The organism is Rhizobium zaerense (assembly GCF_051810725.1).
GTDB lineage: Bacteria > Pseudomonadota > Alphaproteobacteria > Rhizobiales > Rhizobiaceae > Rhizobium > Rhizobium leguminosarum_I.
The window spans coordinates 819,656-839,909 of the sequence record NZ_CM132690.1 but is presented as its reverse complement, the minus strand read 5'-3'; the positions used below and the strand labels follow the sequence as shown (position 1 = coordinate 839,909).

The 20,254-nt window shown below is 61.3% G+C and carries 21 protein-coding genes, 1 pseudogene and 1 riboswitch; of the genes and pseudogenes, 8 read left to right on the top strand and 14 right to left on the bottom strand.

The genetic code is table 11. The features are described 5' to 3' along the window. Positions 1-31: 31 nt before the first annotated feature. The 6 genes from ACS4RR_RS04090 to soxR all read right to left on the bottom strand — a co-directional run bounded on the left by ACS4RR_RS04090 (position 32) and on the right by soxR (position 5,085). Complete coding sequence (locus ACS4RR_RS04090) at positions 32-1,588, bottom strand: formate dehydrogenase beta subunit (RefSeq protein WP_260109600.1); 1,557 nt, start codon at positions 1,586-1,588, stop codon at positions 32-34. Next, positions 1,585-2,064, bottom strand: a complete 480-nt coding sequence (locus ACS4RR_RS04085) for a formate dehydrogenase subunit gamma (RefSeq protein ID WP_162116838.1) — start codon at positions 2,062-2,064, stop codon at positions 1,585-1,587. The genes ACS4RR_RS04090 and ACS4RR_RS04085 overlap by 4 nt, the downstream gene beginning before the upstream one ends. Positions 2,065-2,199: 135 nt before the next feature. Next, positions 2,200-3,093 (bottom strand): LysR family transcriptional regulator, encoded by an 894-nt coding sequence (locus ACS4RR_RS04080; RefSeq protein WP_162116839.1) that lies wholly within the window; start codon positions 3,091-3,093, stop codon positions 2,200-2,202. Positions 3,094-3,284: 191 nt separating this feature from the next. Further along, positions 3,285-3,626 carry an ArsR/SmtB family transcription factor gene (locus tag ACS4RR_RS04075; RefSeq protein ID WP_456189729.1) on the bottom strand — a complete coding sequence of 114 codons (342 nt, stop codon included), beginning with the start codon at positions 3,624-3,626 and terminating at the stop codon, positions 3,285-3,287. 103 nt (positions 3,627-3,729) lie between these two features. Beyond that, positions 3,730-4,500, bottom strand: coding sequence for an SDR family NAD(P)-dependent oxidoreductase (locus ACS4RR_RS04070; protein WP_260111082.1), 771 nt, complete (start codon positions 4,498-4,500; stop codon positions 3,730-3,732). A gap of 120 nt (positions 4,501-4,620) precedes the next feature. After that, positions 4,621-5,085: a redox-sensitive transcriptional activator SoxR gene (gene soxR, locus ACS4RR_RS04065; RefSeq protein WP_260109602.1), complete on the bottom strand. Its 465-nt coding sequence runs from the start codon at positions 5,083-5,085 to the stop codon at positions 4,621-4,623. An 83-nt stretch (positions 5,086-5,168) separates the two neighbouring features. On the opposite strand from soxR, the gene ACS4RR_RS04060 reads away from it, so the two are divergent. The 7 genes from ACS4RR_RS04060 (at position 5,169) to ACS4RR_RS04030 (ending at position 11,729) form a co-directional block, all read left to right on the top strand. Then, positions 5,169-5,765, top strand: coding sequence for an NADPH-dependent FMN reductase (locus ACS4RR_RS04060; protein WP_260109603.1), 597 nt, complete (start codon positions 5,169-5,171; stop codon positions 5,763-5,765). Positions 5,766-6,009: 244 nt separating this feature from the next. Beyond that, a riboswitch (TPP riboswitch) is annotated at positions 6,010-6,123 on the top strand. Continuing rightward, positions 6,114-6,746, top strand: a complete 633-nt coding sequence (locus tag ACS4RR_RS04055; protein WP_162116843.1) for a YkoF family thiamine/hydroxymethylpyrimidine-binding protein — start codon at positions 6,114-6,116, stop codon at positions 6,744-6,746. It overlaps the preceding riboswitch by 10 nt. A gap of 43 nt (positions 6,747-6,789) precedes the next feature. Further along, positions 6,790-7,596, top strand: a complete 807-nt coding sequence (locus ACS4RR_RS04050; protein ID WP_260109604.1) for an ABC transporter permease — start codon at positions 6,790-6,792, stop codon at positions 7,594-7,596. Then, positions 7,593-8,405 (top strand): ABC transporter ATP-binding protein, encoded by an 813-nt coding sequence (locus ACS4RR_RS04045; protein WP_260109605.1) that lies wholly within the window; start codon positions 7,593-7,595, stop codon positions 8,403-8,405. Before ACS4RR_RS04050 ends, ACS4RR_RS04045 begins: the two co-directional genes overlap by 4 nt. A 68-nt stretch (positions 8,406-8,473) precedes the next feature. Continuing rightward, on the top strand, positions 8,474-9,484 hold the full coding sequence (locus ACS4RR_RS04040; protein ID WP_260109606.1) for an ABC transporter substrate-binding protein: 1,011 nt from the start codon (positions 8,474-8,476) through the stop codon (positions 9,482-9,484). A gap of 119 nt (positions 9,485-9,603) precedes the next feature. After that, positions 9,604-10,824, top strand: a complete 1,221-nt coding sequence (locus tag ACS4RR_RS04035; RefSeq protein WP_260109607.1) for an acyltransferase family protein — start codon at positions 9,604-9,606, stop codon at positions 10,822-10,824. A gap of 167 nt (positions 10,825-10,991) precedes the next feature. After that, positions 10,992-11,729 (top strand): sugar transferase, encoded by a 738-nt coding sequence (locus ACS4RR_RS04030; protein WP_222384465.1) that lies wholly within the window; start codon positions 10,992-10,994, stop codon positions 11,727-11,729. Between the two features lie 160 nt (positions 11,730-11,889). Here ACS4RR_RS04030 and ACS4RR_RS04025 read toward each other — a convergent pair whose 3' ends face one another. From ACS4RR_RS04025 to ACS4RR_RS03990, 8 genes are all read right to left on the bottom strand, one after another. Then, the gene (locus tag ACS4RR_RS04025; RefSeq protein WP_168347700.1) at positions 11,890-12,297 is read right to left on the bottom strand and encodes a F0F1 ATP synthase subunit epsilon; all 408 of its coding nucleotides are present in this window, start codon (positions 12,295-12,297) and stop codon (positions 11,890-11,892) included. Continuing rightward, on the bottom strand, positions 12,297-12,536 hold the full coding sequence (locus ACS4RR_RS04020; protein ID WP_260109608.1) for a hypothetical protein: 240 nt from the start codon (positions 12,534-12,536) through the stop codon (positions 12,297-12,299). The genes ACS4RR_RS04025 and ACS4RR_RS04020 overlap by 1 nt, the downstream gene beginning before the upstream one ends. Further along, positions 12,536-13,972 (bottom strand): F0F1 ATP synthase subunit beta, encoded by a 1,437-nt coding sequence (gene atpD, locus ACS4RR_RS04015; protein WP_222384463.1) that lies wholly within the window; start codon positions 13,970-13,972, stop codon positions 12,536-12,538. Before atpD ends, ACS4RR_RS04020 begins: the two co-directional genes overlap by 1 nt. 23 nt (positions 13,973-13,995) lie before the next feature. Beyond that, a complete protein-coding gene (locus tag ACS4RR_RS04010) occupies positions 13,996-14,880 on the bottom strand; it encodes a F0F1 ATP synthase subunit gamma (protein WP_260109609.1) in 885 nt (294 codons plus the stop codon). 28 nt (positions 14,881-14,908) lie between these two features. Beyond that, on the bottom strand, positions 14,909-16,438 hold the full coding sequence (atpA, locus tag ACS4RR_RS04005) for a F0F1 ATP synthase subunit alpha (RefSeq protein WP_018482655.1): 1,530 nt from the start codon (positions 16,436-16,438) through the stop codon (positions 14,909-14,911). Continuing rightward, positions 16,438-17,004 (bottom strand): F0F1 ATP synthase subunit delta, encoded by a 567-nt coding sequence (locus ACS4RR_RS04000; RefSeq protein WP_017966273.1) that lies wholly within the window; start codon positions 17,002-17,004, stop codon positions 16,438-16,440. Before ACS4RR_RS04000 ends, atpA begins: the two co-directional genes overlap by 1 nt. Before the next feature lie 255 nt (positions 17,005-17,259). Beyond that, positions 17,260-17,649 (bottom strand): AGROH133_08824 family phage infection protein, encoded by a 390-nt coding sequence (locus tag ACS4RR_RS03995; protein ID WP_222384461.1) that lies wholly within the window; start codon positions 17,647-17,649, stop codon positions 17,260-17,262. Between the two features lie 79 nt (positions 17,650-17,728). Continuing rightward, positions 17,729-19,945: a primosomal protein N' gene (locus ACS4RR_RS03990; RefSeq protein ID WP_260109610.1), complete on the bottom strand. Its 2,217-nt coding sequence runs from the start codon at positions 19,943-19,945 to the stop codon at positions 17,729-17,731. A 188-nt stretch (positions 19,946-20,133) separates the two neighbouring features. Here ACS4RR_RS03990 and ACS4RR_RS03985 point away from each other — a divergent pair. Beyond that, positions 20,134-20,250, top strand: a pseudogene (locus tag ACS4RR_RS03985) (amidohydrolase family protein); the annotation flags it as partial. Positions 20,251-20,254 lie beyond the last annotated feature (4 nt).

The following is a 20,254-nucleotide window of genomic DNA, read 5'->3' as shown; positions in this document are numbered from 1 at the left end:
AGGGTGAGGGGCAAAGTTTTAAAAAACCCCGTCATTCCGCCGCCTCCACCAGAGGTGCCGGCGAAAAATCCTCCGGGAAATGCGTCATGGCGCTCATCACCGGATAGGGCGTGAACCCACCGAGCGCGCAGAGCGAGCCGAACTTCATCGTGTTACAGAGATCGGCAAGCAGCGCCCGGTTCTTCTCCGGCTCGATGCCGTGCGCGATCTTGTCGGCCGTCTCCACGCCGCGCGTCGAGCCGATGCGGCAGGGCGTGCACTTGCCGCAGCTTTCGACGGCGCAGAATTCCATCGCGAAACGCGCCTGTTTCAGCATATCGGCCGTGTCGTCGAAGACGACGATGCCAGCATGGCCGATCAGCCCGTCCTTGGCGGCGAAGGCTTCGTAATCGAACGGCGTGTCGAACAGCGCCCGCGGGAAATAGGCCCCGAGCGGTCCGCCGACCTGTACGGCTTTGACCGGTCGTCCCGTAGCCGTCCCCCCACCGATCCTGTCGACGATATCTCCGAGCGAAAGACCGAAGGCCGTCTCAAAGAGGCCGCCATATCGGACATTGCCGGCGATCTGCAGCGGAATCGTGCCGCGGGAGCGGCCCATGCCGAAATCCCGATAGAAGGCGGCGCCCTTATCCATGATCACGGGCACGGAGGCGAGCGAGATCACGTTGTTGATGACGGTCGGACAGTCGAACAGCCCCTTATGCGCCGGCAGCGGCGGCTTGGCGCGCACGACGCCGCGCTTGCCTTCGAGGCTGTTGAGCAAGGCTGTCTCCTCGCCGCAAACATAGGCGCCGGCGCCGGTGCGCACTTCGATATCGAAGGCGCGGCCCGAGCCGAGCACCGATGGCCCGAGAATGCCGGCCTGGCGCGCGATGCCGACGGCCTCGGTCATGACAGCGATCGCATGCGGATATTCCGAGCGCGTATAGACGAAACCCTTCGTTGCTCCGGTCGCAAGCCCCGATATCGCCATGCCCTCGAGCAACACGAAGGGATCGCCCTCCATGATCATCCGGTCGGCAAAGGTGCCGCTATCGCCCTCATCGGCGTTGCAAACGATGTATTTGCGTTCGCCGGCGGCGTCGAGAACGGTCTTCCACTTGATGCCGGTGGGGAAGCCGGCGCCGCCGCGTCCGCGCAGGCCGGAATCGGTGACTTCCTTGACGATATCGACTGGTATCATCGAAACGGCGCGGCGAAGGCCGGCAAGACCGCCATGCGCCTCGTAATCGCCAAGCGAAAGCGGATCGATGACGCCACACCGGGCGAAGGTCAGGCGGGTTTGTTCCTTGAGGAACGGGAGGTCTTCAACCTCCCCGAGACAGAGCCGATGCTCGCCTCCATCAATCATCGCGGCATCGAACAGATCGGGCACATCCTTCGACTTCACCGGTCCATAGCCGATGCGCTTGCCGGCAACCTCGACTTCGACCAGCGGCTCCAGCCAGAACATTCCGCGCGAGCCGTTGCGCACGATCTCGGCATCGAAGCCGCGGGCGGCGATCTCCTGGGCAATCGCCTTTGCCACCTTTTCGGCCCCGAGCGCCAGCGCTGCGGCATCGCGCGGAACATATATCCTGACCGTCATCGGCGCGCCTCCGCGACGAGTTCCACCGCCGTCTGATCGTCGACCCGGCCATAGACCTCGCCGTCGAGCATTGCCGACGGCCCGCAGGCGCAGAGCCCGAGACAGTAGACCGGCTCCAGCGTCACGGCGCCGTCGAGCGTCGTCTGATGAAAATCGATGCCGAGCAGTGTCTTGACGCGCTCGGCCAGCGCATCGCCGCCCATCGACTGACAGGCTTCGGCGCGACAGAGCTTCAGCACGTGCCGGCCGGCGGGATGATCGCGATAATCGTGATAGAAGGTCACCACGCCATGCACCTCGGCACGGGAGAGGTTCAATTCCTCCGCGATGACGGGCATGGCTTCCTGCGGCACATAACCGAATTCTTGCTGAACTTCATGCAGAATGGGAAGCAGCGGCCCTTCGAGAAAGCGAAGATCGGCGACAATGGCTCGGGTGCGCGCTGCAATATCGCCTTCGGCGATATGAATGGTCATAAGGCAGCCCTCCCAGCGGCTTGCTCGTTGCGAAACAGCGGGGCTCCCCCGGCCGAGTGCTATTCCGTAACCACCATCTCAGGGAAGCAGCCGGCGATCAATAAAGCTATCTCGTTGCTTGATAGGTTTTTTCTATCAAAGCTCTTCGTCTCGCACGAGTGCCCTCGCCTCGTACAGCAAGGCTGAGACAAGCGGCGTGAAGGGCTCACGATAAGGCGCAACAAGGCCGACCAGATGATGCGCCTCCGGCTCGACAATCGGGATCATGCGGATTTCCACTGGAAATCCGAAGGATTTTGCAACGTTGCGCGGCATGATGCTCGCCCAGCGTCCAGTCCTGACATGCGAGAACAACACGATCATCGAATTGGATTCGAGCGTCGGATGCGCTGTGGCGCCCGCTTCCGTCAAGTGGCGGTTGATGATGCGGCGGTTCTGCATGTCGGCAGTCAATAGGCAAAGCCGAAGATCGCCGATCTCTCGCCAGGTCACGCTGTCGCGGTCGGACAGCGGGCTGCCTGCAGCCGTGATCAGATTATAGCGCTCGGCATAGAGGGGAACGGTCGTGACGCGGCCGAGCGGCTCGTTTTCGAGATAGGTGATGCCGGCATCGATTTCGAGGTTTTCGAGCATGCTCAGCACCTGCAGCGAATTCCGCGAGACGATCGAGAAGGTCACGCCGGGATGCCTCTCCTGAAATGGCGTGGTGATGCGCGACAGCATGGCAAGCGCGGTCGGAATGGCGGCGAGGCGGATGTGGCCGGAAAGACCGCGGCGCGCAGCGCGCATCTCCTCGCGCATGGTGCGGGCATCGCCGACGATGCGTCGGGCCCATTCGAGCACGCGCTGCCCCTCAGGCGTCAGCCCCTGGAACCGCGAACCGCGCTGCACCAGCATGACGCCAAGCTGATCCTCGAGCTGCCGGATGGCAGCCGAAAGCGTCGGCTGCGAGATCCCGCACTCCTCCGCGGCGCGGCCAAAATGCTTTTCATTGGCAAGGGCGATGAAGAATTCCAGCTTGTCGATCATCCGGTCTCCCGATCCGGCATGACATCATCCGGGTCAGTTCATCTTTGACACAGCAGCGGTGCTCCGCAAGGCCGGTCTCTAGATCAGGGTGATTTTAGGCCCGATCGGCTTAAAATCTGAATCCTGATCTAATTCAAACAAATAGAGCATGATGTCGTCCGAAAACCGCGCACAGTTTTCGGCGTCAGGCTCTAACTGTTTTCTGCAGCCGGAAAAAGATCGAACAGCGATTCGAGGAAGCCAAGCACGTTGACATTGCCGATGCTGTAATAGACCAGCCGGCCCTGACGGCGCGTGTGGACCAGGCCTTCGAGCCTTAACCGCGCCAGTTGCTGCGAGACCATTGCCTGCTGTATGCCGAGGATATTTTCGATTTCACTCACCGTCCGCTCCTCGTTCGCCAGTATGCAGAGGATCAGAAGTCGCGTCTGGTGCGCTAGCGCTTTCAGCAGATCGCTCGCCTCGTCGGCTTTTCCAGCGAGTTTGTGCAATTCCTGGCCGGTGATCCCCGGCTCGGGTTTGGGCAACGGCATTCTGGATCTCGGAAGAGAGGCGATGAGGTAGATCAGCACAATAGCATATTCGCAAATGCGAATTGGTCAAAAGTGATGAAATGCCAAAAAAGGTCCAAGCAAATCAGCAGATAAGCTGACCGCCGTTGATTTCGATCACCTGTCCGGTGATGTAGCCCGAGAGCGAGGGAGCCGCCAGGAACAGATAGGCGGGAGCGCAGTCCTCCGGCGTGCCGAGCCGCTGCAGGGGGATGGATTTTCTCGTCTGCTCAAGCTTTTCGCGGGAGGAATACCGTTCATGGAAATCCGTCTCGATCGTTCCTGGCGACACGCAATTGACGCGGATTCCGTCCGGTGCGAGCTCACGGGCAAGCGCCTTGGAATAAGTCGCAACGAAGGCTTTCGAGGCCGAATAGATCGAAGAACCGGGGCTGCCGCCGGTCAGCGCCGAAATCGAAACCGTGTTGACGATGGCAGCGGCTTCAGCCGTCTTCAATGCCGGCAGCAGCGCCCGCGTCAGCGCCACCACCGATGTTTGGTTGAGCCGCACGACCGCCTCATATTCTGCGTCGGTGAGTGTGGCAGCGGGAAAACGGCCAAGCATGGTGCCGGCATTGTTGACGAGCACATCGACCTTGTCGAAGAAGGCGAGAGCATCTTCAGCAAATTGCGCTGCCCCGCCGGCCGCGGAGAAATCGGCGTGCAGCAGCAGCGCCCGTCTTTCCGATTCAGCCGTCAGCAGGAAATCCGGCAGGTCGCGTCCCGGCTTTCGCCCGGTATGGACGATCACCCTCGCACCGCAGTCCAGGAACTGCCGGGCCACCTCAAGGCCGATGCCGCGACCGGCGCCGGTAACGACCACATTGCGATTTTCGAATAGTCTGGGATGGAACACGAAGCCGTCCTCCTCGCGGACAGTGCCGCCGGTTGCGTCATTCGCCCTTAACATATGAGCGCGCCGACCGAAAGAAAGGCGCGCATCCATCTTTCCGGCAAGGCTTCCGGCGGAAGAGGGTTAGCTTTCGGCCTCCAGAAGCCGCGCGCCTGGCCCTTCCTTGCCCAGCCGGTCGCAGGGATTGCGCAACGGACAGCTTTCGATCGACAGGCAGCCGCAGCCGATGCAGCCGGTCAGACGGTCGCGCAGCAGGCTAAGCCGCCTGATTCGCGCGTCGAGATCATCCTTCCAACGCGCCGACAGCGTCTGCCAGTCGGCGACGGTCGGCGTGCGCCCCTGCGGCAGGGACGTGAACGCCGCCTGGATTTCCGAAAGCGGAATGCCGACACGCTGCGCCACCTTGATGATGCCGAGCCGGCGAAGCACGTCGCGCCCATAGCGCCGCTGATTGCCGCGGGAGCGGATGCTCGAGATCAGCCCCTTGGTCTCGTAGAAATGCAGCGCCGAGACGGCCAAGCCGCTGCGCTCCGCCACTTCGCCGACCGTCAGGAGCTTGCCGAGCGGCGCTGCAGAAATTGTATCCATCGCCTCTTGACCTCAATATTAGTTGAGGTTTTATAACCCTTGCTCCCGCAATCGTAAAGTCCAATCGCAACAAGGAGCGACGCATGCAAACACCCACCAGGCTGGCTGTCATCTATGGGAGCACGAGAGAGGGCCGCATCTGCGACCGGCTGGTCAAATGGCTGACGCAGGAACTCCTCCGCTTCCCGCAATTTTATATCGACATCATCGACCCATTGGATTTCGCGCTGCCGGCCAACCGTGACATGACGCACCCCGAAATCGACAGGCTCGCCGGACGACTTGGCATGGCCGACGCCTTCATCATCGTCACGCCGGAATACAACCACAGCTTCACCGCCTCGTTGAAGTCGATCATCGATTTCTTCTTCGAGCCCTGGCAGGGCAAGCCGGTCGCCTTCGTTTCCTATGGCGGCATATCCGGCGGCCTGCGCGCCGTCGAACAGCTGCGGCTCGTCTTTGCCGAACTCCACGCCGTCACGATCCGCGATTCGGTGAGCTTTGCCGCACCTTGGAACCGCTTCGACACGGACGGGCGGCTCGACAATCCCGCCGATGCACTGCGTTTGCTCGATCGGATGATGGCGAGGCTGGAATGGTGGACGCGGGCACTCGTCACTGCCCGTAGCGATCGTCCTTATGCCGGAATAGAGCGCCGCGTGTCTTTTCAGACGCGCTAAGGGCGCTCTATCACTTTGAATCTGCGCATGATCCTTTCCGAAAATCGATTCCGATTTTCGGGGTTATGCGCCAGCCGCCTGAGGCAGGAAGCTCCGGTTCCGTTCCCGGCAGGTACGGAACCATTGGGAACACCCGGGCAGGACCTCCGTCCGGGTGTTTTCCGTCACCTCGGCTTCGTTCCGACCGCGCGGACGGGTTCGCAATTTTGCTGTTGCGGGGAGAAAACCCCGGTGATAGTTTCCGCGCAAATAACAGGGGAGCTCCGTATCGCCGGGGCTGAGATGTGAGGCGCAAGCCTCTGGACCCTTCAAAGCTGATCTGGGTAATGCCAGCGGAGCGAGGTTCAGATGTTCTCAGGCGCACAAGTGTCACTCTATCCGATGTCCGGCAATTTCGTCGGCATCATTCTCGATGCCGTCAAGGCGCTCGATCCCTATCGCGACCGGCTGCGCATCGAGACCGATGACATCTCCACACTGCTGGTCGGCCCGCCTGACATCCTCTTCGCCGCCATGCACGATCTTTTCGTCGCCGCCGCAAGGACCGGCGAACATTGCGTGCTGTCCGCCGCCGTTTCACGCGGCTGCCCCGGCGAGCCCGACGACGCCATCTGCGGCGTCAACCCTTCCCCCGGTCAGGCGGAGCCGCTTGCCGAGCGCATAAGAGCCGCACTTGCCGCCGTTGACATCACCACGGAGAGCGGACAGCCGACCGCTGCGCAATTCTCGCTCTACGTCATGGGCACCGGTACCCATATGGACGAGATCTATGGCTGCATCGACTTCCTGAAGCGCTCCGGCACTTTCGACCGCGCCAAAAATTTCTGCACCAGGCTTTCCGGCGATGCCAGCGCGGTCTTCGCCACCATTCGCGAGGCCTTCTTTCGCTTCGGCGACCCCGAAGGGCATGTGACCCTCGACATCACGGTGTCGGCCAATACAGCGCCGCGCGTCTTTTCGGACGCGCAAAGGACGCTATAGCACCTTGAATTTGCTCCCGACGAAAGCTTGAAATCGAACGCTGATGACACTGTCAAACCCATCGGATTCGCGCCTTGCCGCGCTCAGCGCCGCTCTCTACCGGGGCATACCCGCCTTGCTTGCCGGTTGCGTTTTTTTGGCGGCGTGGGAACTCTATGTCGATCTTTCCGGCATCAAACCATCCATCCTGCCGGCGCCCTCGCGCATCGTCATCCAGGGCTGGCTGAACCGCGAGGCGCTGATCGCCAATACCTGGCCGACGCTCGGCGCGACACTCGGAGGTTTCGCCCTGTCGCTTGGCTTCGCCTTCGCCGCCTCGATCCTCATGGATTTCATGCCCTTCATGCGCCGGGCATTGCTGCCGATCTTCATCACCAGCCAGACCCTGCCGCTGGTGGCGATCGCGCCCCTCGTCGTCCTCTGGTTCGGCTTCGGCCTGTTGCCGAAGATCCTGCTGGTGGCGCTCGTCACCTTCTTCCCACTGCTCGTCGCCTTGCTGCAGGGTTATGAATCGACCGACCGTGACATCGCCGAATTGCTGAATTCGATGAAGGCGAGCCGCTGGCGCGTTTTCTGCCTGGCACGGCTCCCCTCCTCGCTGCCCTATTTCTTCGCCGGTCTGCGGATCTCGATCACTTATGCCGTGGTCGGCGCGATCTTTGCCGAATATGCCGGCGCCGCCCGCGGCCTCGGCATCTATATCCTCAATGCCAAGAACAATTTTCGCCCCGATCTCGTGCTCGCCGCCGTTATCGTCAGCGCCGTGCTGACACTCTGCCTCTTCGCAGCGACGCTGATCATCCAGCGCCTCGTCATGCCCTGGCAACCAGCCGGGGAGCGGCGGCGATGAGCGATAGAATGGTTGAACTCAGCAATATCTCGAAGTCCTTCGACGGCATGAAGGTGCTGGACGATATTTCGCTCGCTGTCGAGAGCGGCGAGTTCGTTTCGATCGTAGGCCCATCCGGCTCCGGAAAATCGACGGTCCTTCGATTGCTGACACAGGCGCTTCGGCCCGATTCCGGCACTATGCTCTTCAACGGCACGCCGCTGGAACAGGCGCCGCATTCCTTTGCGTTCATGCCGCAGCGCGATGCGCTGATGCCTTGGCGCCGGATCATCGACAATGCGGCACTCGGCCTTGAGGTGCACGGTATGAGCCGCCGCGCGGCCCGCGCCGCCATCGCGCCTCTGTTCGAGCGCTTCGGCCTCGCCGGCTTCGAGCATCGCTACCCCTCCGAACTGTCCGGCGGCATGCGCCAGCGCGCCGCGCTGCTGCGCACCGTCGTCCAGACCCAGGACATGCTGCTGCTCGACGAGCCTTTCGGCGCGCTGGACGCGCTGACACGCATGCAGATGCAGGAATGGCTGCAGGGCATGTGGACCGAACATCGCTGGACGGCGCTGCTGATCACCCACGACGTTCGCGAGGCCGTGTTCCTCTCCGACCGGATCTACGTACTTTCGGCCCGTCCGGCGCGTATCATCCGCGAATTCCGCGTTCCCCTGCCCCGTCCGAGAAGCATTGCCGATCTCGGCTCTCCGGCGGCCCAGGCGATCGAAACCGAAATCCTGCAAACCCTGCTTCATCCGCTGGAACAGGATGATTTTGGGCCGGTCGGCCTAAAATCTGAATCCTGTTCTAATTTAAAGAGTTAGAGCATGATGTCGTCCGAAAACCGCTCACACTTTTCGGCATCATGCTCTAGAGACCTGAGGAGGTCACCATGCTGCTTCTCACCCGTCGCCAGACGATCTTCGCCGCCATCGCGGCAAGCCTCGCCGGCCGCACCGCCTTCGCCCAATCGGCGCCCGCAAAGGTCCGCATGGCGCTCGACTGGACACCCAACACCAACCATATCGGCATCTATGTCGCCAAGGCGAAGGGCTTCTATGCCGATGCCGGCCTCGATGTCGAAATTCTTCCCTTCACCGATACCAGCGCCGGAACGCTGGTGTCCAACGGCGTTGCCGATTTCGGCATCAGCAGCGAGATCGAAACCCTCACGCAACGCGCTGGCGGCGGTGACGTGAAGATGGTCTACGGCGTCGTCCAGACGGAAACCGCACGCCTGATCTTCAAGGGCGGACGCGACGACATCAAGAGCCCGAAAGACCTCGACGGCAAGACCTATGGTGGCTTTGGCGGCACCTGGGAGAGCGCGCTGATTTCCGCGATGATCCGCAATGACGGCGGCAAAGGCGACGTCAAGACCGTCACCCTCGGCACCTCCGCTTACGAGGCGCTGGACAATGGCTCGATCGATTTCACGCTGGAGATCTACACCTGGGAAGGCATCGCCGCCGAACTGGAAAATCGGAAGATCGGCCGCTTCCACTATTCCGATTATGGCATTCCCGACGAGCAGACGACGGTCATCGTCTCCAGCGACGCCTATCTCTCCGCAAGTCGGGAGCACGCCCGCGCCTTCATCCAGGCGACACGAAAGGGTTATGCCTATTCGGTCGACCATCCCGACGAAGCCTGCGACCTGCTGATCGCTGGAAGCAACGGCGCGCTGATGAATACGGAACTGATAAAGGCTTCTCAGAAGGCATTGATCGAGGGGCACTTCCTAAAATCCGAGGCCGGTGTGATCGGTACGATCGACTCGGCAAAGGCCGACGCCATCGGCGGCTTCCTGGTCGAAAACGGCATTCTGGTCGATGCCAATGGCGCCGCACTCAAAGAGAAGCCGGATTTTTCCACCTATTATACCAATGAACTCCTCGCCTGAGCCCGCCCCGGCCTTGCCCGTCGCGGCTTTCCGCTGCAGAGTCCGAGACCCGGAGCATGATGTCATCCGAAAACCACTCACACTTTTCGGCATCATGCTCTGGGCAGGGCGGGAACAAGATGCGACAACAGGAGAGACTGGCCGGAGCGGACTTTCTGCGCGCGACGGCCTGTCTGCTGGTGCTCGCCCACCACCTCACGCTGCGGCTGGATATGCGCAGAATTCCCGACGAGTTGGCACCGACTGCACATATCCTCCGCTTCGGCAATTTCGGCGTCGCCATCTTCTTCGTGCTCAGCGGCTTTCTTCTTGCCCATCCCTTCTGGCGCGCGCTCGACGCCGGAAGCGCCATGCCGAGCCTCCGGCATTACGCGATCCGCAGGGCGGCGCGCATCGCTCCGGGCTTCTGGTTCGCCGCCACCATCGGCTTCGCCCTCAGCCTGACGCTGCTTGCCTTGCCGCTGACGCCGGAGCTTGTGCTCCGCTACGTCTCCGGGCTGCTGTTCATGAGCCAGTGGCATTGGCGCACCTTGTTTCCTGTCGAAGCCGACGGCCCGCTCTGGTCTATTCCCTTCGAGGTCACCAGCTATGTGCTCCTGCCGGTCTGCTTCCTCCTGCTGTTTCGTTTGCCCGTCCTGAGGCAGCGCCCGTTGCTTGCCCGCTTCGCCTGGCTTTGCGTCATCACCACCGTACTTCTCGCCCATGTGCTGATCCTGATCTTGCTTCCGCTCGACGACATCGGACGCGGCTGGCAGTACGGCCTGCAGGGCGGGGCGAAGGAATGGATGCCGAGATATAATCCGATCGGCTTCTTTGCCGTCTTCGCGCTCGGCGCGCTTGCCGCGGGCATCGAGGTCATGCTGCCAACAAGGCGCTCCTCCTGGTTCGATGTTGCATCGCTCCTGGCCCTCGCCGTTGCCGGCTACCGCCTCGTGATATCGCCCGGCGGCTCCGCCGAAGCTTACGGCTGGCTCGAAATCCCCTACGGTTTTCCGCTCTTTCCGCTGGCGGTCGCAACGGCGCTCGTTTCGCTCAGCCACTCGCAACACCTGGGCAGGCTGCTCGACAACGCTCCCGTCCGCTACATCGCAAAGATCTCCTTCGGCATCTATATCTGGCAGGAGATCATCCTGATATTGATCCAGAGGCTCGACTCAGGCTCGTTTGGCGTCTCCTCGGAGAATGTCGTTATCGGCTGGCTGCAATCTTGCGGGCTGGCGGCGGCGCTCATCCTTCTGGTCGCGAGCCTCAGCTACTTCCTGCTGGAAAAGCCGGCGATCGATTTCGGAAACCGGCTGACATCGGGTCAACCCATTCGGGCTACTCCTTTCAAAGTATAAATTTCCCGCAATCGCAACTACAGGCATTAAGGTTAACGCGAAATACTCCCATTTTTGGCGTCTTTAGGGTTATCAAATTTTTATTTATACCGATGACAAACGATACGTGACCCTGTATCTGTCTCACTGTTGTTCAGTACCGCATCTAAACTTCTGGACCTTGCGTAATGAATGCTTTTACTTCGAAGACGAATTCACGCTTCGATCCGTCTCAGCGTCAGGACAAAACCAAGATCCTGGTTATAGCGAACTCCAACATTCGCCAGCCGGATAGCTTTTCCCCTGTCGAAAGAAAAATGGCGGTGCGGCTGGGTGTGAAGCGGTTGATCGACATCGTCGCCTCCGTCAGCGCCCTCATGGTGCTGGCGCCGCTTTTTCTGGCAATCGCGCTTTTCATCAAATTCGACGATGGCGGTCCGGTGTTTTTTCGCCAGATCCGCTGGGGGATGAACGGCCGCAAGATCACGGTTTTCAAGTTCCGGTCGATGCGCGCCGAAGCTTGTGATCCGAGCGGGGTTCAACAGACGGTCAAGGGCGACAGCCGGGTGACCGGCATCGGCGCGGTGCTCCGCAAGACCAATATCGACGAGCTGCCGCAGCTTTTCAACGTCCTCAGGGGTGAGATGTCGCTGGTCGGCCCGCGCTGCCACGCCATCAACATGCGGGCAGCCGGCAAGCTCTACGAGGAACTGGTGCCGGACTACCATCAGCGCCACATCATGCGCCCCGGCATCACCGGTCTTGCGCAGACACGCGGTTGGCGGGGCCCGACGACGCGACCGCTGGAAGCCCGCGCCCGCATTGCCTGCGATATCTATTATGTCAGGAATTTCAGCCTGCTGCTCGACCTGAAGATACTGCTCCGGACAGTCGCCATCGAGCTGCGCGGCGGCACGGGCTTCTGAGAATGTTCCCGCATCACCGCCAGCAGTAGGCGGTCCTACAGCGCTGCGCGTCTTCATTTCAGCTCGGCCGACAGCCCGGTTTTTCCGCACACCGACAGATGACGGCAGAAACAAAAAAGCGGCCGTCGCGGCCGCTTTTCATGGATCTTACCGATTGTAGTCAATCCTGTTCAACGACACCGCGCAGATGCGTCATTTCCATGATGAAGTGCTCGAGCTTCGACTTGTGCTCATGCAGTTCGGCATGTTCGAGTTCCTCGCGGGCAGCCTCGATGCGGCGCGTCAGCTCGTCCTTCTGGAGTTCCTCGACCGGAACCGCGGATTCGGCAAGCAATGTACAGCCAGTCGGCAGGATATCGGCAAAACCGCCGAACACGACGTAATTCTGCTTCTTGCCGGAGGCCGAACGTACGCTCACGACGCCCGGCTTGATCGTCGTCATCGTCGGTGCATGGTTTGCCATGACCGTCATCTCGCCTTCAGTCGCAGGGATAACGACCTCGGTCACCATCTCCGACAGCAGCAGGCGCTCCGGCGAAACGAGCTCAAAGTTGAAATTGTCAGCCATCAGTGACTTACCTTCTCGGCTATGGCTTTCGCATCTTGCAATTTAGTCCCGCAGAACGGGCAGTGCATTATCGCTTGGTCGAGATAACCGAGCCCTTCCTCGCTTCGAACCAGACCCACCACCATCATCAGCACGCCGTTATCGGCGCGATAGACGGTCGGCGCGGCTGGTTCCGGAAGATCCGCCACGACCCCCTTCAGGAAGTCGCAGCAGAATATCTCGCCCAGCGCGTCGCTCATTAAGCAGCTGCGAGCTTCTTGGCCTTTTCGACCGCTTCTTCCATCGAGCCGACCATGTAGAAGGCAGCTTCCGGCAGGTGATCGTATTCGCCGTTGACGAGGCCCTTGAAGCCCTTGATCGTGTCTTCCAGAGCAACCAGCTTACCCGGCGAACCTGTGAAGACTTCGGCGACGAAGAACGGCTGCGACAGGAAACGCTCGATCTTGCGGGCGCGGGCGACAGCAATCTTGTCCTCTTCGGACAGTTCGTCCATGCCAAGGATGGCGATGATGTCCTGCAGGGCCTTGTAGCGCTGCAGCGTCGACTGGACCTTGCGGGCGACGTCGTAATGTTCTTCACCGACGACCAGCGGATCGAGCATGCGCGACGTGGAGTCGAGCGGATCGACGGCCGGGTAGATACCCTTTTCAGCGATCGAGCGCGACAGAACCGTCGTTGCGTCAAGGTGGGCGAACGAAGTTGCCGGCGCCGGGTCGGTCAAGTCGTCGGCCGGAACGTAAATGGCCTGGACCGAGGTGATCGAGCCAGTCGTCGTCGTGGTGATGCGCTCCTGCATCTGGCCCATGTCAGTTGCCAGCGTCGGCTGATAACCGACGGCCGACGGGATGCGGCCCAGCAAAGCCGACACTTCGGAACCTGCCTGCGTGAAGCGGAAGATGTTGTCGACGAAGAACAGAACGTCCTGGCCCTGGTCGCGGAAGTGCTCGGCGACCGTCAGGCCGGTCAGGGCGACGCGGGCGCGGGCGCCCGGCGGTTCGTTCATCTGACCGTAAACAAGTGCCGCCTTCGAGCCTTCGCCGCCGCCATGCTTGTTGACGTTCGATTCGATCATTTCATAGTAGAGGTCGTTGCCTTCGCGGGTGCGTTCACCGACGCCCGCAAAAACCGAATAACCACCATGCGCCTTGGCGACGTTGTTGATCAGTTCCATGATCAGAACGGTCTTGCCGACGCCGGCGCCACCAAAGAGGCCGATCTTGCCACCACGTGCATAAGGAGCGAGAAGATCGACGACCTTGATGCCGGTGACGAGGATCTGCCCCTCCGTCGACTGCTCGACATAGGTTGGCGCATCCTGGTGGATGGCGCGCTTGTGGGCAGTGACCAGCGGACCTGCTTCGTCGACCGGCTCGCCGATGACGTTCATGATGCGGCCAAGCGTCTCGTTACCGACCGGAACCATGATCGGAGCGCCGGTGTCGCCGACTTCCTGGCCGCGCACGAGACCGTCTGTCGAGTCCATCGCGATAGTACGGACGATGTTTTCGCCAAGGTGCTGCGCAACTTCGAGAACCAGGCGGATGCCGTTGTTGGTGGTTTCCAGCGCGTTCAGGATCTTCGGCAGTTCGCCTTCGAAAGCAACGTCGACGACGGCGCCGATAACCTGGGTGACTCTGCCGACAGAGCCGATCTTGGGGGTAGCTGCCTCAGCCATTTTCTGACCCTCTTTTCCTAGCCTCAGAGCGCTTCCGCGCCCGAAATGATTTCAATGAGTTCCTTGGTGATCTGCGCCTGACGCTGGCGGTTGTAGCTCAGCGTCAACTTGTTGATCATCTCACCGGCATTACGCGTTGCGTTGTCCATAGCGCTCATCTTGGCGCCCATCTCGCCTGCGACGTTCTCGAGGAGCGCGCGGAAGACCTGGACGGAGATGTTGCGCGGGATCAGATCTTCGAGGATCGAAGCCGGATCCGGCTCATATTCATAGACGGCGCCCGCATGGGCGGCATCCTCGGTCTGCACAGCCCCCGTCGAAGCAGGGATGAGCTGCTGCGTCGTCGGAATCTGGCTGATCACCGACTTGAACTCGGAATAAAACAGCGTGCAGACGTCGAACTCGCCGGCAGCATACATATCGATGATGCGTTTGCCGATCTGATCGGCATTCTCGAAGCCGATGCGCTTGACCTCGCGCAACTCCTTGCGCTCGATGATCAGCGACGCGTATTCGCGGCGAAGGATGTCGTAACCCTTCTTGCCGACAGTGAAGATTTTCACCGTCTTGCCCTCGGCAACCAGCCTGCGCACATGTTCGCGCGCGAAGCGCGCAATCTGCGAGTTGAAGCCGCCGCAGAGACCACGTTCTGCCGTGCACACCACCAGCAGATGAACCTGGTCCTGGCCGGTGCCTGTCATCAGCGCCGGTGCGCCATCGGCATCGGTGACGGCCTTGGCAATGTTCGCCAGAACCGCACCCATGCGCTCCGAATAGGGCCGGGCGGCCTCAGCCGCCTCCTGCGCACGCCGAAGCTTCGCCGCGGCGACCATTTTCATCGCCTTGGTGATCTTCTGCGTCGCCTTGACGGAGGCAATCCGGTTTTTCAGATCCTTAAGTGAAGGCATCCGTTATCTGTCCTAACTTAGGGCCCGATTACGAGAAAGACTTTGCGAAGCTATCGAGAGCAGCGGTGAGCTTGCCCCTGGTATCATCGCTGACTACCTTTTCCGTGCGGATCGCGTCGAGGATGGCAGAGCCTTCCGAACGCAGGTACGAGAGGAAGCCCTGCTCGAACTTGCCAACCGAAGCGACCGGCAGCTTGTCGAGATAGCCGTTGACGCCTGCAAAGATCACGGCGACCTGTTCTTCCGTCTTCAGCGGCGAGAACTGCGGCTGCTTCAGGAGTTCGGTCAGGCGTGCGCCGCGGTTCAGCAGGCGCTGCGTCGCAGCGTCGAGGTCCGAACCGAACTGGGCGAAGGCGGCCATTTCGCGATACTGGGCAAGTTCGCCCTTGATCGAGCCGGCGACCTGCTTCATCGCCTTGATCTGCGCCGCCGAGCCGACGCGGGAAACCGACAGGCCGACGTTCACGGCCGGACGGACACCCTGGTAGAACAGGTCGGTTTCAAGGAAGATCTGGCCGTCAGTGATCGAGATCACATTGGTCGGAATGAAGGCCGACACGTCGTTGCCCTGCGTTTCGATGACCGGCAGAGCGGTCAGCGAACCGGCGCCCTGGTCGTCGTTCATCTTCGCAGCACGCTCGAGCAGGCGCGAGTGCAGGTAGAAAACATCGCCCGGATAGGCTTCGCGGCCCGGCGGGCGGCGCAGCAACAACGACATCTGGCGGTAGGACACCGCCTGCTTGGACAGGTCGTCGTAACCGATGAGCGCATGCATTCCGTTATCGCGGAAATATTCGCCCATGGCGCAGCCGGCAAACGGAGCCAGGTACTGCAACGGCGCCGGATCGGAAGCAGTGGCGGCGACGATGATCGAATATTTCAGTGCGCCGCGCTCTTCGAGCACCTTGACGAACTGAGCGACGGTCGAGCGCTTCTGGCCGACGGCGACGTAGACGCAGTAAAGCTTTTCACCTTCCGGACCGTTGTCGTGAATGGCCTTCTGATTGAGGAAGGCATCGAGAAGGATCGCGGTCTTGCCGGTCTGGCGGTCGCCGATAACCAGCTCGCGTTGGCCGCGGCCGATCGGAATCAGCGCATCGATGGCCTTGAGGCCGGTCGACATCGGCTCATGAACCGATTTGCGCGGAATGATGCCGGGAGCCTTGATGTCGACGCGCGAACGGCGCGTCGCGTTGATCGGGCCCTTGCCGTCGATCGGATTGCCGAGCGCGTCGACGACGCGGCCGAGCAGCTCTGGGCCGACCGGAACGTCGACGATGGCGCCGGTCCGCTTGACGGTGTCGCCTTCCTTGATGTCGCGGTCGGCACCGAAGATGACGACGCCGACATTGTCGGCTTCAAGGTTCAGCGCCATGCCGCGGATGCCGCCTGGGAACTCAACCATTTCACCGGCCTGGACATTGTCCAGACCATAGACACGAGCGATACCGTCACCGACGGAGAGAACCTGGCCGACTTCCGAGACTTCTGCCTCTTTGCCGAAATTTTTAATCTGGTCTTTGAGAATTGCGGAAATTTCCGCGGCGCGGATATCCATCAGCCAACCTCTTTCAATGCGAGCTTAAGGGTAGAGAGTTTGGTACGAAGAGACGTATCAATCTGACGGGACCCGACCTTCACGATCAGACCACCAAGAATTGACGGATCAACCGTGACGGCAATCGTCACGTCTTTGCCGGTAACGCTCTTGAGTGCCACCTTCAATTCGGTTTCTTGCGCTTGCGAAAGCGCATGTGCCGAGGTGACCTCGGCGGAGATTTCACCGCGATGGTTCGCGGCGATGATGCGGAAGGCCTTGATCATGCCCGGCAGGGCGAACAGGCGGCGGTTGCGCGCCACGACCTTCAGGAAATTGGCGAAGAAACCGCTGATGCCGGCCTTCTCGCTGATGGCGACGATCGCCTTCAGCTGATCTTCGGCTGAAAAAACCGGGCTTGCGACGAAGCGCTTCAGGTCGGCGCTCTCATCCAGCATCGCCTGGAAACGGTCAAGATCGGCGGTGACGCTGTCGACGGCGCCCTGCTCGAGCGCCAGTTCGAAAAGCGAAGAGGCATAGCGTTCTGCAACACCAGAAGTAAGCTGGGACGTGTCTGCCACTGGCACAAATTTCCCTGATTTCAACCCAAAATCCGGCTCTCGGCGGGCGCCGAACCTATGATCTTGAATTCGTTTTGATTTCCCCCAGAAATCACAAGAGAAGCCTCTTGCTTCTTCCGAAATTCGGGGTCCGTCTAACATAGGATGTTCGGACTCGCAACACGCGTAACGCCCGAATACGCCTTTCATATGAATTTCTGTCCGCAAAATTGCGCAATGGCCTGGAAGCAGGCAAAAGAAGCCGTCTGTCGGCAGCCAGACTTATGTCTGGGTGAAGCCGAAGACGTAGAGCAGCGGTAGCACGGCCAAGGCGATCTGTACAACCAGAAGTAAATAGTTGACGAGATTACTCCCCTTATCCGACAGGATCGAGATGATACGCGCAAAGGCCGCCATCGCGAAGGAGGCGCCGAGCGCCATGTAGATCCAATCCTGGGCGAGCATGATCGCCGACAGCCCGAAACCGAGATAGAAACCACCCATCGAGCGCCCCTCGCCGAAGCCTTCCGGCCGCCCCTCCTGCGCCTGCAGACCGAGAAGACGGAAAGTATGGCCCGGCGCGAACATCATGATGAAGCCGGCGAGGGCCGTGAAAGCGGCGGAGCAAAAGGCAAGCTGCTCGCCAAGCTCGGTCGGAAAGTAAAACTCCATGCGTCAGCCCCAAATCACCCGGATGAATCGGTGTTTTATGACATGCGCCGAAAACGGAGGGAATGGCGGCGCCATTCATTTAGAGAAAACTCTGCGGATCGATATCCAGCTGCACCTGCACCGATCCGCGCTCCTTGGGCGATTGCAACAGCAGTGCCCGCAGGAATCCCTGCATGTCAGAGTTTCGCCGGCCGTGCACCAGAAGGCGGAAACGGTGGCGGCCGCGCACCAGCGCGAGCGGCGCTTCGGCCGGGCCGAGGACCGAGATGCCCGACACCTGCGGGGCGGCGTTGCGCATGCCACGCGCATGGTTTTCGGCGTCGTGGCGAGTTTCGGCCGAAACGATGATCGACGCCAGCCTGCCGAACGGCGGCAACAGGGCACGTTCGCGCTCGGTGATCTCGCGCTCGTAGAAGGCGTCGGAATCGCCGGAGACGATTGCCTGCATGACAGGATGCTGCGGCTGGTAGGTCTGCAGCAGCCCATGGCTCTTGAGGCCGGTGCGCCCGGCCCGGCCCGTCACCTGCGACAAGAGCTGGAAGGTGCGTTCGGCCGCGCGCGGGTCGCCATTGGCAAGGCCGAGATCGGCATCGACGATGCCGACCAGCGTCATCAGTGGAAAATTATGCCCCTTGGCCACGAGCTGAGTGCCGATGACGATATCGGCTTCGCCCTTGGCGATCGCTTCCAGCTCCAGCCGCAGCCGCTTCACCCCGCCCATGATATCGGAGGAGAGAACGATCGTCCGCGCCTCAGGGAAATGCCGTTCCACCTCCTCGGCGATGCGCTCGACGCCTGGCCCGCAGGCGACGAGATGGTCGAGCGTGCCGCACTCCGGGCAGGCCTCCGGCGTGCGCTCGGCATGGCCGCATTGATGGCATTGCAGCTGCTTGCGGAAACGATGCTCCACCAGCCAGCTCGAACATTGCGGGCATTGGAACCGATGGCCGCAGACCCGGCAGAGCGTCAGCGGCGCATAACCGCGCCGGTTGAGAAAGAGCAGCGCCTGTTCGCGCTTTTCCACCGTCTTGCCGATCGCCCGGATCAGCACTGGCGACAGGAAGCCGCCCCGCTCCGGCGTGTGTCTGCGCATATCGATGAGATGCAGGTCCGGCATTGCCGCATCGCCGAAACGCGTCGGCAGGTGGACGGTGCTGTAGCGCCCGCTCTGGCCGTTGACCTGGCTTTCGACCGACGGCGTCGCCGACACCAGAATGACCGGAAAATCGCCGATGCGGCCGCGCACGACAGCCATATCGCGAGCATTGTAGAAGACGCGATCCTCCTGCTTGTAAGCGGGATCGTGTTCCTCGTCGACGATGATCAGGCCGAGATCCTCGAAGGGCAGGAAGAGCGCCGAGCGCGCGCCCGCCACCACCCGCACTTCGCCGGTCACCGCCTGGCGCCAGACTTTCTCGCGCATGCGCGGCGCGAGATCGGAATGCCATTCGGCCGGCTTTGCCCCGAAGCGGTTCTGGAAGCGCTCCATGAAACTGGCCGTCAGCGCGATCTCCGGCAGCAGGATCAGCACCTGCTTGCCGCGTTTCAGCGTCTCGGCAATCGCCTCGAAATAAACCTCGGTCTTGCCGGAGCCGGTCACCCCGTCGATCAGCGACACCGAAAATTCGCCCTTTTGGACGTCGGCGACGATCTCCTCGGCCGCTTGCCTTTGCGGCCCTTCGAGACGTGCGGCGGTAAAATCCGGATCCGGCATCGCAACGACCGGCGGCGGCGGCAGGAAGATCGTCTCGAAGATGCCGAGCGTGATCAGCCCGTCGACGACGCTCGTCGAGACCCCCGCCGCATGGGCAAGGCCGCTGCGTGTCCAGGAAAAGCCGTCGGAGGCCGTATCGAGCACCCGGGCCCGCGCCGGCGTCATCCGCTCCGGTTCGCCGCCGACGAGCTTCAATCCTTCTACCATCGGTTCCGGTTCGAAGGCGTTCGGTGCCCGCAGCGCCATGCGGGCGACGAGGCCGGGCGGCGAGAGCGTATAGGTCGCCACCCAATCGATGAAATCCCGCATCTCCCTGGCAAGCGGCGGGCAGTCGAAGACATGGCTGATCGGCCGAAGCTTCTTCGGATCGACGCCGTCCTCGACGCCGTCCCAGACGACGCCGATCACCTGCCGCGGCCCGAGCGGTACCTGCACGACCGAGCCGGGCTCGACCGCCATGCCATCCGGCACCGAATAGGAATAGGGTTTCGGCGCCGGCATCGGCACCAGCACCGGAACCGTTCGGTTCGCGGGCGGTGCCTCGAAAAGCGCGCCAAAGAGATCGGACGAATCTGTGCTCATCGCGTGGGACCATGCCCGCAAATCGATGGAATTGGAACCGTAAAGACGAAGCGATGGGTTCCGCGTCATAGCGACGATTTAAAGATCCGAGCCCGGCTATAATGCAGCGAATTTGTCTCAGCTCTGTAGGTCAAGCCCTTGTGCATGATCACCCCGCGGTTGCAATTGGAGTATGCGGTCGCATGGGGGACGGCATGCCCGATGACGCCGAGTTGATCGAGACCATGCTGGCCGCCATCGACGATCGGGCGATCGCCGAAAAGATTTTTGTTCGAAATGCCGAAGCGCTGTTCTTCGGCCGCTGAATTG